Raw genomic sequence first — 13193 nt, 5'->3', positions numbered from 1 at the left:
GGGTCATCGACCATGAGCGTTATTCTGCAAATCGATTTCGAATATGCCGGACCTTACGGCGACGAAATGGCCGAAGCTTTCAGGGAAATGGCCGAAAGCATCAACGAAGCGCCCGGTTTCCGGCAAAAGATCTGGACCGAAAACGCAAGCACCGCCGAGGCCGGCGGTATTTACCTCTTCGACACGGAAGCAAACGCCGCAAGCTACCGGGACTTCCACCTGCGGCGGCTCGCCGGCTTCGGAATCGACCGGGCCAACGCCAAAATCTTCGCCGTAAACCGGCGGCTGTCGGCGATCAATCATTTCGATCTCTGAGGCGCCGTACCGCTGCAACCGCAACCGCCTGAATTTTCAAGCAAAAGCGCTCAAACCAAAACGCTCAAGTCCAGACCGCGGACTTGAGCGCTTTTTGTTTTCGAATTCCTTTTCCCCGGCAGTCCGTCCGTCTCCGTTCACACCGAACGTTCGGGCGCCGCCGCGGCCGCTTTGTCGAGCGACGAGAACTTCACCCGCCGCACGGCGTAATAGACAAGCCCCACGATCAACCAGCCGGTGCCGAGCAGCAGCGAAGATCGGCCGAGCAGCGTAATCAGGTACAGGACGAACAGCGAACCGAACAGCGGACACACCAGCCGAATCAGCAGGTCGCGCGGCGCGCGCTGTTTCTCACGAACGATATAGTGCGCGATCACGGAAATATTCACGAACAGGAACGCGGTCAAAGCGCCGAAGCTGACGAACTTGATCGCCGTCTCCAGACTGATGAACAGTGCCGACAACGAGATCAGGCTCATCAGCAAAATGTTGAACACCGGCGTGCGATATTTGGCGTGCAGCGAAGCGAACGGCTTGGGCAGCAGCGACGTACGGCCCATGACGAGCAGCAGCCGGGTCACGGTCGTCATGGACGACATGCCCTGCGACAGCACGGAGAAGATAATGACGAACGTGAAGATGCCCGCAAGCAGCCCGCCGCCGATCGACTGCATCAGTTCGTAACCGGCCGAGTCCACGTGGGTATACGCGAAGTTCGGATAGATCTGCTGAATCAGGTAGGCGGTGATGAAATAGAGCAGCCCGGCCGTCACCACGATGATGAAAATGGCGCGCGGGATCGTCTTCTTCGGGTCTTTGGTCTCTTCCGCCATCGTCGTGATCGAATCGAAGCCGAGGAACGAGAAGCAGACCAGCGAAGCGCCGGCCAGAATAGTCGAGAAACTGACGCCCGACGAGGCGGGGAACGGGTTCAGCCCGGCGCTGACGCCGCCCGCCACCGCTTTGTACACGAGCATGCCGCAGAATCCGGCGATAAAGAGCAGCTGCAGCAGGACGAAGATTTTGTTGATGTTGGCCGACGTTTTGATGCCGATGATGTTGATAACCATGACGATCAGCGTCAGCAGCACGATCCAGACGGCGGACGGCACGGAAGAGAACTGCGCATGCAGGTTCACGCCGAACATCAGCACCGCGACGATGCACGAGAACAAATAATCGAGCAGAATGGCCCAGCCGACGACGAAGCCGAGAAACGGGTTGATCGCTTTGGACACGTACGTATAGGCCGACCCCGACACGGGAAACGCTTTGGCCATCTGCCCGTAGCTCAGCGCGGTGAAGATGATGGCGACGAACGCCAGCACGTAAGCGGCAAGCAGCATCCCGCCGGCCCCTTCGTGCAGCACTCCGAAACTGGTGAAGAAGATCATGGGCGACATCCAGGCCAGTCCCATCGTGACAACATGCGATAAAGACAAATCTCTTTTTAACGTGATTTCTTTGGACATGTGGATCCACTCTCCATTCGGGATTGTCTCTGAGCATGCCGGAATCATGTGTCAGGTTTTCTGCGTCTTTCAGAGTAGACCGACTATAACAAGCTTCTTTTTCGTTTGTAAATAGGAACATTCATTCGCATTTAATATCTAAACCTAACATAAAGATTATAAAAACCGACTTTTACGCTGGATTTCGAAAAAAACCTTGCTCGACTCGTCACCTTATGTTAATGTTTGTGACACACCAACTGCATACAAATTGTTTTCTAGGGTTCCGGGTGCTGTCTAAGGCCGACTGGTCCGAGAGAAAACGCATCGGCCGCAATCATTCCGATGTCCACGGCGGGACAAAAGCCCGGGAGAAACGTCAAAGCGAACAGCTTTGACGGTTTCTCCCGGGTTTTTTGTTTTTCCCGCTCCCCTGTTCCCGTTCATATTCAGATTCGAGGAGGGTTTCGCATGGAGGCATTCACGATTCAGCCGGGCGGCAAATGGTCCGGCATCATCGGAAAAGGAAAACGGGTTCGGTTCGAAGCCGCCGGCCGTCAGGCCAATTTGTCCGCGCTGCTCTACTCCGCGGCCGACTCCGCCGAACGCTACAACATGCCGGATACGTTAAAAGCGCAGCACACGGCCTTTTTCACGGCGGGCCACGTACTTATGAGCGATCAGGGCCGCGTGCTCGCCTCGATCGTCGAAGACACGGCGGGCTGGCACGATCCGCTTGGCGGCTATACGACCCGAAGCGCCACGGACGACCGCTACGGCTTCACCCGCTACCAGCAGCAGCGCAACGATTGGCTGCGCAGCGGAGCGGAGAATTTCACGGTGGAGCTGTTCCGCAGCCGTCTGACGGCGCGCGACCTGATTCCGCCGGTGAACCTTTTTTCCAAAGTGGTGTGCGAACTCGACGGCAGCATGCGCTACGCCGAGCAGGACACGGAAGGCCGCAGCGTGACGCTGCGCACGGAGATGGACGTGCTGTTCGTCTTCTCCAATACGCCCAATCCGCTGAACCCCTCCCCTCTCTATCCGGACGCCGCGATTGCGATTGAAGTGAGCGAAGCGGCGCCGGTCACGGATCAGGACCTTTGTGTCCGCCACTGCCCGGAGAACCGCCGCGCTTTCGAGAATACATGGCAGGCCCAGGCGCTGCTGAGAGGAGCGAACGTCCAATGAACACTTACGAATTCGTGCCCGCCCTGAGCCCGCTGCGTCCGGAAGACGCGGTCTACTCCCATATCATTCCCGCCGGCGACGGCTGGCTGCACGACCTGCTGCCGGGGCAGACGCTCCGCCTCGTCGATCTGGAAGGCAATCAGGCCGTCGATACGCTGTTCTACGCCAGCGAAGATCCGGCCGACCGGTACAGCGCCATCCGCACGATTACCGGGCAGCGGAATCTGTACCTGACGACCGGCTCCGTACTCAAAGCGGAATCCGGCCGCGATCTGCTGCGGATCACGGCCGACACGTGCGGACGCCACGACACGATCGGCGGCGCCTGCTCCGCCCAGAGCAACACCGTTCGCTATTCGCACGACACGCTGCCGATGCACAACTGCCGCGATACGTTCATGCTCATGCTGGCCGGACGGCCCGAATTTACCAAACGGGATCTCGCGCCGAACGTCAACTTCTTCATGAACGTGCCGGTGACGCCGGAAGGCGGACTGTCTTTTGCCGACGGCGTATCCGGTCCGGGCCGCTACGTGGAACTGGTGGCGCTCTGCCCGGTCACCGTGCTGATCAGCAACTGTCCGCAGCTGAACAATCCGTGCAACGCCTACAACCCGACACCGGCGCAGGTATTGATCTGGAACGACCAAGGAGGCGAAGCCCATGTTTAACAAAGTGATGATCGCCAACCGCGGCGCAATCGCGGTGCGCATCCTGCGCACGCTCAAGAAGATGAATATTGCGTCGCTCGTCGTGTACACGCGGGCGGATCGCGACAGCCTGCACGTGGAGCTGGCGGACGAAGCGGTGCTGATCGGCGAAGGTCCCGCCAAAGAAAGCTACATTAATGGAGAGCTGATTCTGCGGACGGCTCTGGAGCACGGCGTGGACGGTATCCATCCCGGCTACGGCTTCCTGAGCGAGAACGCTTCGTTCGCCAGAGCGTGCGCCGAACAGGGAATCGCTTTTATCGGGCCGGAGCCGGAGCATATCGAGCTGTTCGGCCTGAAGCATACCGCGCGGGCGATGGCCGAAGCGGCGGGCGTTCCGCTGCTGCCCGGCACCGGCTTGATGGAGAATCTGGAGGAAGCGGTGCTGCATGCAAGGCGCATCGGTTATCCGATCATGCTCAAAAGCACGGCCGGAGGCGGCGGGATCGGCATGCGCATCTGCGAAAACGAAGCGGAGCTGCAGGAGTCGTACGCTTCCGTCACCCGTTTGGCGGCGGCCAACTTCAACGACGGCGGCGTCTTTTTGGAAAAATACATCACCCAGGCGCGGCATGTGGAAGTGCAGATCTTCGGCAACGCGCACGGCGAAGCGGTGGCGCTCGGCGAACGCGACTGCTCCGTGCAGCGCCGCAACCAGAAAGTCGTCGAAGAGACGCCGGCTCCGCGGCTGCCGGAAGACGTGCGCCGGCGCATGCTGGAATGCGCGCGGATGCTCGCCGAAGCGGCGAAGTATCGCAGCGCGGGCACGGTCGAGTTTCTATACGACGCGGCTTCGGAGCAATTTTATTTCCTCGAAGTGAATACGCGCCTGCAGGTGGAACACGGCGTGACCGAAGAAGTGCTCGGTCTCGATCTTGTGGAATGGATGGTGCGCGAAGCGAAGCACGATCTGCGGAACCTGCCGGATCTCGTGCGGCGTCCGCAGGGACACAGCCTGCAGGTACGCCTGTACGCCGAAGACGCCGGCCAGGATTTCCGGCCGAGCGCCGGAGTGATCGACGACGTGGTCTGGCCGGCGGGCGCCCGCGTGGAGACGTGGATCGCCAAAGGCGTCGACGTAACGACGCTGTACGACCCGATGCTGGCCAAGATTATCGTGCATGCGGACGATCGGGACGCGGCAATCGAGGCGATGATCGCCTGCCTCGGCGAACTGCGCGTCTACGGCCTCACGACGAACCAGTCGTACGTGGCCGCCCTGCTGCAGGAGCCGGATTTCCGCGGCGGGCAGGTCCATACCGGCATGCTCGCCGGCTTCTCGCCGCTTGAACGCGCGATCGAAGTGATCGACGGCGGCATCCAGACGACGGTGCAGGACTACCCGGCACGCACCGGCTACTGGGATATCGGCGTCCCGCCTTCGGGACCGATGGACGCGCTGTCGTTCCGGATCGGCAACCGGCTGCTCGGCAACGAAGACGAAGCCGCCGGCCTGGAGATGACGTTCCGCGGCGGCAGCTACCGCTTCCGGGATACGATCCGGTTCTGCCTAACCGGCGCTGCCATGACCGCGGACCTCGACGGCGTGCCCGTCCTGCCGTACGCGCCGACCGAAGCGCCGGCCGGCTCGGTGCTGACCGTCGGCGAAGCCGCCTCGGGCATGCGCACTTACCTGCTCGCCGCCGGCGGGCTCGACATTCCGCTCACGCTGGGCAGCGCCGCAACCTTCACGCTTGGCGGCTTCGGCGGTTACGGCGGCGGCGCGCTGCGCCCCGGCGCCGTGCTGCGCGTGAAGCCGTCCGCCGGCAAGCCGCTGCCTGCGGCGGCGGCGGCTTCGCGGCCGGCCGTGTCCCGCGAATGGACGATCGGCGTCATTCCCGGCCCGCACTGCACACAGGAATACCTGCTGCCCGCTTATCTGGACCAGCTCACGGATACGACGTGGGAAGTACACTTCAACAGTTCCCGCACCGGCGTCCGGCTCGTCGGCCCGGCGCCGCTGTGGGCCAGGGAAGACGGCGGCGACGCCGGCCTGCACCCGTCCAATATCCACGACAACGCCTACGCGGTAGGCGCGCTCGACCTGACCGGCGATATGCCGATCATGCTCGGACCGGACGGTCCGAGTCTCGGCGGCTTCGTCTGTCCGGTGACGACGGCTTCCGCCGAACTGTGGAAGCTGGGCCAGCTTCGCCCCGGCGATCAGGTCGCGTTCCGGCTGATTACGGTGGAAGAAGCCGAGCAGCTGTGGCAGGAGCAGGAGCAATTTCTCGCTCATCTGCCGCAGGGCGCGCCGCTTCCGGTGCTGCCGGAACGCTCAAGCGGCCAGTATGCGCCGCTGCTCGCCCATGCGGAAGACAATCGCCGGTTCCCGATCACGGTGCGCGGCTCCGGCGACGAGAATATTCTGGTCGAATACGGCGCGCGGGAGCTGGATCTGCTGTACCGGTTCCAGGTATACGTCCTCATGCAGGCGATCCAAGATAGCGGCCTGATCCCCCACAAGGAGCTGACGCCCGGCATTCGCTCGCTGCAAATCCATCTGGACCGCTCGCGGATCTCGGTCAAGGAAGCCGCGGCGCGGATCATGGAGCTGGACCTTGCGCTTCCGCCGCTCGATTCGATCGAAGTGCCGTCGCGGATCGTCAAGCTGCCGCTGTCGTGGGACGATCCGGCAACCCGGCTTGCGATCGAGCGGTATCAGCAGAATGTGCGGCCCGATGCGCCGTGGTGCCCGAGCAATCTGGAATTCATCCGCCGGATGAACGGACTGGAATCGATCGACGAAGTGGCCGAAGTCGTGTTCAACGCTTCGTATCTGGTCATGGGACTGGGCGACGTCTATCTCGGCGCGCCGGTCGCCGTGCCGCTCGATCCGCGGCATCGCCTCGTGACGACCAAATACAACCCGGCCCGCACCTGGACGCCGGAGAACGCGGTCGGGATCGGCGGCGCCTACCTGTGCGTCTACGGCATGGAAGGACCGGGCGGCTACCAGTTCGTCGGCCGCACCGTGCAGATGTGGAACAAAATCCGCCATACCGCAAACTTCGAGCCGGGCAAGCCGTGGCTGCTTCGCTTCTTCGACCAGATCCGGTTCTACCCGGTGTCCGAAGAAGAACTGCTGCGGATGCGCGAAGACTTCCCGCGCGGCGACTTCACGGTCGATATGGAAGAGACGACGTTCAATCTCGGCGATTACCTCAAGTGGCTGGCGACGATCGAGACCGATTCTTCCGTCTTCCGCGATTCCCAGCAGTCCGCTTTCCAGCAGGAAAGAGAATTGTGGAAGACGCTCGGCATCGCCGAGCACGTATCCGAACCGGAGGTCTCTTCGGGGCAGGAAGCCAATGCCGTGCCGGAAGGCAGCCTCGCGGTGAACAGCGCCATGTCCGGCAGCGTATGGAAAGTGCTCGTGGAACCGGGCCAATTCGTGCACAAAGACGAGACGCTTATAATAGAAGAAAGTATGAAAATGGAGTTCCATCAGATCGCGCCGTTTAGCGGCATCGTCACTTCCGTGACCGTGTCGCCCGGCGACCAGGTTCGTGCCGGCGACTGCATCGTCACCATTCAATCCGACCAAGAGGAGGCGGCTTCATGACCGGATCATCCATCCCTGCCAAACTTACGATCGACGTGCTGCTGAGCGGCTATCGCAGCGGGTTGTTCACGCCGGAAGACGTCATCGCCGCCGTGATCGCGCGCGCCGGGCACACGACCGACAAGAACATCTGGATCCTGCCGCCGACGGACGAACGGATCCGTCCTTATCTGGACCGGCTGCACTCACTGAATCCCGCAGACCATCCGCTGTGGGGCATTCCGTTCGCGATCAAAGACAATATCGAAGCCGCCGGCTGGCCGATCACCGCGGGCTGCCCGGATTACGCCTATACGGCCGAACGCCATGCAGGCGTGGTGGAGCGATTGGTTGCCGCCGGCGCGATTCCTGTCGGCAAAACCAATCTGGACCAGTTCGCTACCGGTCTCGTCGGCACGAGAAGCCCCTACGGAGCGGCCCACAACGCTCTTCGGCCGGAGCTGATCAGCGGCGGCTCAAGCTCGGGCTCCGCCGTGGCCGTGGCGCTGGGCCAGGCCTCTTTCTCCCTCGGCACGGACACGGCCGGTTCGGGCCGCGTGCCGGCCGCGCTGAACGGGCTCGTCGGCTACAAGCCGGCCGTCGGCGCCTGGCCTTCGCGGGGCGTCGTCCCCGCCTGCCGCAGCATCGACTGCGTCACCGCTTTCGCGAATACGCTGGACGACGCGGAAACCGTCGACCGCCATATTCGCGGCCGGTTGGAAGACGATCCGTATTCGTTCGATCGTCCGCTGGCGCCGGCAGCCCTGCCGAAACGCTTCCTGCTTCCGGCCGATCCGCCGACGTTCTACGGACCGTTCGAAGCCGAATACCGGGCGGCGTGGGAACGAGCCAAAGCGATGATCGCACAGACCGGCATTCCGGTCGTCGAGATCGACCTCTCCATGCTGGGCGAAGCGGCGGCGCTGCTCTACGAAGGCCCGCTCGTGGCCGAACGCTGGTCGGACCTCCAGCCGTTTATCGAGGGACATCCGGGTTCGACCCTGCCCGTGACCGAGACGGTGCTGCGCACGGGCGAACAGGTTTCTTTTACCGCGTCCGCCCTGTTCCGCTCGCAGCACCGGCTCGCCGAGATCCGCCGCAGCGCCGATACGCTGCTGCACGAAGCCGTGCTGATCCTGCCGACCGCCGGCGGCACGTGGACGCGGGAGCAGGTCGACGCCGATCCGATCGCCACCAACAGCCGGATGGGGCTGTACACGAATCACTGCAACCTGCTCGATCTCAGCGCGCTCGCCATTCCGGCCGGCGAAGCCGCGCAGCGCCTGCCTTTCGGCATTACGCTGTTCGCCCGGCCGTCCGAAGAAGCGAATCTGGGCGCCGCCGCCCGGCTGATCGAACGGGAAACAAACCGCATCACCGTCGCGGTATGCGGCCTGCATATGCGGGGCATGACGCTGGAGCCGCAGATGATCGGGCTGGGCGCGTCTTTTGTAGAGACGGTCCGCACCGCTCCGGCGTACAAGCTGTACCGTCTGCCGACCTCGCCGCCCAAGCCGGGCCTCGTCCGGGTGCATGCAGGCGGCTCCGCGATCGAAATGGAGCTGTGGAGCATGCCGCTGTCGTCGTTCGGACGCTTCACCGCCGACATTCCGGCTCCGCTCGGCATCGGCCGAATCGAACTGCAAGACGGACAGCTCGTATCCGGCTTTGTCTGCGAAGCGTATGCGGCGCAGGAAGACGCCGACATTTCGCAGCACGGCGGCTGGCGCGGCGCGCTGGCGGCCGTCGAGGCGGCGCTGTAACCGCGATTCACGGGAGATTCCCGCATGATTTCCGATAGCCGACCGCGTAAAAGCGTTTCACGCAAAGACGGTTCCGACACTCATTCGACATGGGCGGGAACCGTCTTTTTGATTTGTTTTCCGGCAGTTGTTCCTGATTTGTTTTCCGTCAGCTGTTCTTGTTTTCCGGCAGTTGTTCTTGTGTTCCGCCTGCTGCCTGCCACCTGCCGTGATCCGGCCTTTTTTGCTCAAAAACACTCGTCTTCAGCCCTCTTTTCGATAAAACAAAGGCGCTCGCCCCGTCACTTCCTTGAACACCCGCCCGAAATGCGTCACGCTGCCGAAGCCTACTTTGCTCGCGATCACTTTCACTTTCAGCGAAGAATGCAGCAGCAGCGCGATCGCTTCTTTGACCCGGACGCTGTTGACGTACTCCACGAACGTAAAGCCCGTCGCCTCCTTAAAAGAACGGCTGATGGAGTAAGGACTCATGTACAGCCGCTCGGCCAAGTGCTGCAGCGTCAGCTCTTCCCGGTAATGCGCGTTGATGTACCGCACCACCTCGAAGATCCGCTCGTGCGCCGGATTCGCGGACGCCGGCTGTTCGCCGCCCTGTTCGGGCAGCTGCCGGCAGCAGGCGATCAGCAGTTGGACGATCAGCGCGCGGGCGTAATCCTCGTACCCCGGACGCTCCTCCCGCACCTCGCGGACCATCTCGGCGGACAGCGCGTCGATAGCGGACGGATCGTAGCTTCCCTGCCGCAGCAGCACGTAATCGCGCTCGAACAGCGGGCGCAGCGCAGGGATTCGCGCCGCGCCGCCGACCGCCGCCAGATGACTCTCGTGCACGTTGACGACGAGCCGTTCGTAATCGGGCGTGTCCGCGTTGGTCGTCCGGTGCAGCACGTTCGGGGCGACGACGACGATATCCCCGGCTTCGATCACGAACGTGCGGTCTTTGATAAAAAATTTGCGCTGACCGGACAGCATATGGAAAAACTCGTACGTCGTATGGAAATGGCTCGTAAACATCTGGTAGCTCGTCCCGCTGCGATAATGGACGAGAAACGTTTCTTTGCCGTTGTCGTAATACAGCTCCCGCATCTCTTGTGCCTCCTCTCGCCCCTGCTTTTCTCCATTATATCGACCTGTCGCAGGTGTGCAAGATTTAAGAGGAATACCGATCAATCGGCAAAATACGTACCGTTCGTTGTGCTACGATGGACTCGTATAGAGCGCTTACATCAGCGTAGGCGGACTGCCCAATCTACCGAAACGGAGCGAAACCCGATGAAACTGCACACCCCGACCGAACATTTAAAAGAGTTGATCGAACGCGTGACGACGTACACCCTCGACATGGATCTCACCTGGGACTGGCCGTGCGGCGTCGCTTATTACGGCGTCAGCCGGGCGTACGAAGCGACAGGCAACAAAGCGTATCTGGAACGGATGGAGACGTGGGTGGACGAATACATCGAAGCGGGCCTGCCGCCGGTATGGACGGTCAACGCCTGCGCGATGGGCCATATGCTGCTGACGCTGTACGCCGAGACGCAGGAGCAGAAGTATCTGGATCTGATTTTGAGCAAAATCGATTATCTGGAGCGCGACGCCCTGCGTTTCGGCGATCGGGTGCTTCAGCATACGGTATCCGCCAAAAACGATTTCCCCGAGCAGGCCTGGGCCGACACGCTGTTCATGGCCGCTTATTTCCTGCTGCGCGCCGGCGTCATGCTGGACCGCAAAGACCTGATCGACGACGCGCTGCACCAATATTTCTGGCATATCAACTACTTGCAAGACGAAGACTCCGGGCTGTGGTATCACGGCTATAACAACGTCAATCGGGATCATATGTCCGGCCTCCACTGGGCGCGCGCCAATGCGTGGGGCGCCTACACGATGTCCCGCGCGGCGCGCGGACTGCCCGAAGCGTACCTGTATCCGCCGATGATGCACATCTGGAGCTCGCTGCGCGACCAACTGGCCGCAATCAAAAAGCTGCAAAAAGACGACGGCCTCTGGGGCACGATCCTCGACCGTCCGGACGCCTACGGCGAAGTGTCCGCGACCGCCGGCATCGCCGCCGCGATGATCGTGCAGGGCAACCCGCTGCACGGCAAATACGTGCGCCGAGCGCTGGACGGCGTCATCGCCAACATCTCCGATACCGGCCGCGTCCTGAACGTGTCCGGCGGCACCGCCGTCATGAACGACCTCGACGGCTACCTCGGCATCGACCGCAAATGGGCCCAGGGCTGGGGCCAGGGCCTCGCCCTTGCCCTGCTGACCGCCGCGCTGGAAGACGCGGAGGCGGAGGCGCGGCGGTCGGGGCGGGATGTGGCGGAGCGGGAAGCGGGCAGCATCCGCGAAGAGACGGAGCGAAGTAAGCGTCAGGCTGAGGACGCCTAGCGAAAAGCGGCGCGGCGCGCACGCCGAAAAGCCCGCCAACGGATCACCGATCCGTTGGCGGGCTTTTTCGCTGCGTTTTTCGATTTTAACGGACCGTAGGACCGTACAGCCCCTCCCGCTACCGAAACAGCCGAATGACTGTTTAGGGCGGCGCAAATGTTGTCTTTTTGATCACATTTTCCTCGTTTTTCTAACTAATCCGCATTAATGTTGTCTTCTTGATCACATTTTTGCCGTATAAGGCTCCAAATCCGCTTTTTACGTCTGAATTGTTGCCCTAATGACCACATTTTTGCGAAAAGATCGAATATATGCGTAAAAAGCGTACAAAATGATCACATTTTCGCTCCCGCATCATTCTACCGGGCCAGTTCCCGGCGATCGGAACGATTGGGCTGGTCGGAGCGGCGATGATCGGGCTGCTGAAGATCAACAAACATGCAGCCCGTTAGAGACAAGAACCTATCGCCAAAGACGCTTTCCAGACTCTCGGACATGGAAAAGCGGCAGACCTCTTTACAGAGGCGCCGCTTTTGAATAAAGCCCTTTTGGAGCTTTTGGCATGCCGAGTCTTGATTCCATACTTGGCGGTGCAACCGCTACTCGTGCTCACTCGCGCCCGCCTTCGTGCCCGCTCTCGCAAATCCCCCGAATCGTCGCCGCGATCGAATCGCCTTCGGCGATCCTGACGTCCGGCTGCGCGCCGCCTTCCGGTATGCGCTGCCCGCGGCGGTCGATCCAGATCGACTTCCAGCCGGCGCCTTTGGCTCCGACGATGTCGTTGGCGTACGAATCGCCGACGTAATACGTCCGCTCGCGCTCAAGCCCAAGCGTCTCCTCCGCATGACGAAAAATCCGCCGATCCGGCTTCATACACCCGAGTTCCCCGGAGATGAACACATGCTCCGGCTTCACCCAGGCGTATACGCCGAGCCGCTCGACTTTGCCGCGCTGGTGCTCGCCCGGGCCGTTCGTGATGACCCCGATCTTCATCCCGAGGTCGCGGCAGTAATCGAGCGCCTCCCTGATGTCGGGCGTCAGTCGAAGCTCCTGCTGCGCCGCCGCGTAACCGTCCTGAAAACCGAGCGCTTCCACCCGCGTAATCCCGATCCCCATCGCCTTCATCGCTTCCGTGATCCGGTACACCTGCATATCCTCAAGCGTCATCTCCCCGCGCACCGTAAGCTCGAACACCTCGTCGCTGAATTTGCGGTTGTGCCGGTACAGATCGTGCAGCGGCAAATCCCCATGCTCGGCAAAATTCCGCTCGAACGCCTGCCTGAACGGCAGCATCTGGTCGTAGACGGTATCGTCAATATCGAAAATAAAACTGTACATCCGAAAGTTCCTCCTTCCGCTGCCCGGTAATATCCGTAAAGGTAAATCCATTCACTTGAATCCTGCATTACGGAACGATACCCGATTTATTAAACGGTTTTATTCCGTCCACAAAGCAGCCAAAATAAACACGACATATAAGAGCAGCACGATCGAAATGGAACAAAGGGGAACGATCCATAACAGAGGGGTTTTGAACTTTTTTAAACGGAAATTGATTTTCTGATGACGCGGAAGCAATAAAAAGTTCATTTTTTCGATAATGGCTTGCCGCTCGGCTTCATCCTTCTCCACAATTTGGCTCCAAAGCAGATCATACTGTTCCTTGGAACCACTTTCTTTGCGCTCCTCATCCACGAGACCCATATAACCCTCCAGTATCATTATTTTTAACGCTTTGACGATAATGATTTGTTGGTTCGGACATGTTTTTAAAAAGCTCTTGGATGATTTGCTCATTAAGTCATTCCAGTGTAACCGATATTCG

The 13193-nt window shown here is 60.8% G+C and carries 10 protein-coding genes and 1 riboswitch; of the genes, 6 read left to right on the top strand and 4 right to left on the bottom strand.

The features are described from left to right. Window positions 1-12 precede the first annotated feature (12 nt). The gene (locus FFV09_RS11655; RefSeq protein WP_141447979.1) at window positions 13-315 is read left to right on the top strand and encodes a monooxygenase; all 303 of its coding nucleotides are present in this window, start codon (window positions 13-15) and stop codon (window positions 313-315) included. A 137-nt stretch (window positions 316-452) separates the two neighbouring features. On the opposite strand, the gene FFV09_RS11650 is transcribed toward FFV09_RS11655, so the two are convergent. Beyond that, window positions 453-1787, bottom strand: a complete 1335-nt coding sequence (locus tag FFV09_RS11650; RefSeq protein ID WP_141447978.1) for an APC family permease — start codon at window positions 1785-1787, stop codon at window positions 453-455. A 246-nt stretch (window positions 1788-2033) separates the two neighbouring features. After that, a riboswitch (guanidine-I (ykkC/yxkD leader) is annotated at window positions 2034-2142 on the top strand. Between the two features lie 95 nt (window positions 2143-2237). On the opposite strand from FFV09_RS11650, the gene FFV09_RS11645 reads away from it, so the two are divergent. From FFV09_RS11645 to atzF, 4 genes are read left to right on the top strand one after another with little or no spacing between them, the layout of a single operon-like run. Beyond that, window positions 2238-2957: an urea amidolyase associated protein UAAP1 gene (locus FFV09_RS11645; RefSeq protein WP_141447977.1), complete on the top strand. Its 720-nt coding sequence runs from the start codon at window positions 2238-2240 to the stop codon at window positions 2955-2957. Next, window positions 2954-3628 (top strand): urea amidolyase associated protein UAAP2, encoded by a 675-nt coding sequence (locus FFV09_RS11640; protein ID WP_141447976.1) that lies wholly within the window; start codon window positions 2954-2956, stop codon window positions 3626-3628. Before FFV09_RS11645 ends, FFV09_RS11640 begins: the two co-directional genes overlap by 4 nt. Further along, window positions 3621-7232, top strand: coding sequence for an urea carboxylase (gene uca, locus FFV09_RS11635; protein WP_141447975.1), 3612 nt, complete (start codon window positions 3621-3623; stop codon window positions 7230-7232). The genes FFV09_RS11640 and uca overlap by 8 nt, the downstream gene beginning before the upstream one ends. Further along, window positions 7229-8974: an allophanate hydrolase gene (atzF, locus tag FFV09_RS11630; RefSeq protein WP_141447974.1), complete on the top strand. Its 1746-nt coding sequence runs from the start codon at window positions 7229-7231 to the stop codon at window positions 8972-8974. Before uca ends, atzF begins: the two co-directional genes overlap by 4 nt. 243 nt (window positions 8975-9217) lie before the next feature. Here the strand turns inward: atzF and FFV09_RS11625 are convergent, their stop codons facing one another. Next, complete coding sequence (locus tag FFV09_RS11625) at window positions 9218-10057, bottom strand: AraC family transcriptional regulator (protein WP_141447973.1); 840 nt, start codon at window positions 10055-10057, stop codon at window positions 9218-9220. Between the two features lie 186 nt (window positions 10058-10243). Between FFV09_RS11625 and FFV09_RS11620 the strand changes: the two genes are divergently transcribed. Then, window positions 10244-11368 (top strand): glycoside hydrolase family 88/105 protein, encoded by a 1125-nt coding sequence (locus FFV09_RS11620; protein WP_246098534.1) that lies wholly within the window; start codon window positions 10244-10246, stop codon window positions 11366-11368. 609 nt (window positions 11369-11977) lie between these two features. On the opposite strand, the gene FFV09_RS11615 is transcribed toward FFV09_RS11620, so the two are convergent. Together FFV09_RS11615 and FFV09_RS11610 are read right to left on the bottom strand one after the other, a co-directional pair. Then, window positions 11978-12706: an HAD family hydrolase gene (locus FFV09_RS11615; protein WP_141447972.1), complete on the bottom strand. Its 729-nt coding sequence runs from the start codon at window positions 12704-12706 to the stop codon at window positions 11978-11980. A gap of 99 nt (window positions 12707-12805) precedes the next feature. Beyond that, window positions 12806-13165, bottom strand: a complete 360-nt coding sequence (locus FFV09_RS11610; protein ID WP_141447971.1) for a hypothetical protein — start codon at window positions 13163-13165, stop codon at window positions 12806-12808. Between the last annotated feature and the right edge of the window lie 28 nt (window positions 13166-13193).

This window comes from Saccharibacillus brassicae (assembly GCF_006542275.1).
Lineage (GTDB): Bacteria > Bacillota > Bacilli > Paenibacillales > Paenibacillaceae > Saccharibacillus > Saccharibacillus brassicae.
Note: the sequence above shows the minus strand (reverse complement) of the source record. Positions and strands in the feature narration are given on the sequence as shown.

Excerpts from the sequence above, each read along its gene's own strand:
- FFV09_RS11615 (WP_141447972.1), bottom strand. The coding sequence starts at position 12,706 with ATGTACAGTTTTATTTTCGATATTGACGATACCGTCTACGACCAGATG.
- FFV09_RS11620 (WP_246098534.1), top strand. The coding sequence starts at position 10,244 with ATGAAACTGCACACCCCGACCGAACATTTAAAAGAGTTGATCGAACGC.
- FFV09_RS11655 (WP_141447979.1), top strand. The coding sequence starts at position 13 with ATGAGCGTTATTCTGCAAATCGATTTCGAATATGCCGGACCTTACGGC.
- uca (WP_141447975.1), top strand. The coding sequence starts at position 3,621 with ATGTTTAACAAAGTGATGATCGCCAACCGCGGCGCAATCGCGGTGCGC.
- FFV09_RS11625 (WP_141447973.1), bottom strand. The coding sequence starts at position 10,057 with ATGCGGGAGCTGTATTACGACAACGGCAAAGAAACGTTTCTCGTCCAT.
- FFV09_RS11640 (WP_141447976.1), top strand. The coding sequence starts at position 2,954 with ATGAACACTTACGAATTCGTGCCCGCCCTGAGCCCGCTGCGTCCGGAA.
- FFV09_RS11650 (WP_141447978.1), bottom strand. The coding sequence starts at position 1,787 with ATGTCCAAAGAAATCACGTTAAAAAGAGATTTGTCTTTATCGCATGTT.
- FFV09_RS11610 (WP_141447971.1), bottom strand. The coding sequence starts at position 13,165 with ATGAGCAAATCATCCAAGAGCTTTTTAAAAACATGTCCGAACCAACAA.
- FFV09_RS11645 (WP_141447977.1), top strand. The coding sequence starts at position 2,238 with ATGGAGGCATTCACGATTCAGCCGGGCGGCAAATGGTCCGGCATCATC.
- atzF (WP_141447974.1), top strand. The coding sequence starts at position 7,229 with ATGACCGGATCATCCATCCCTGCCAAACTTACGATCGACGTGCTGCTG.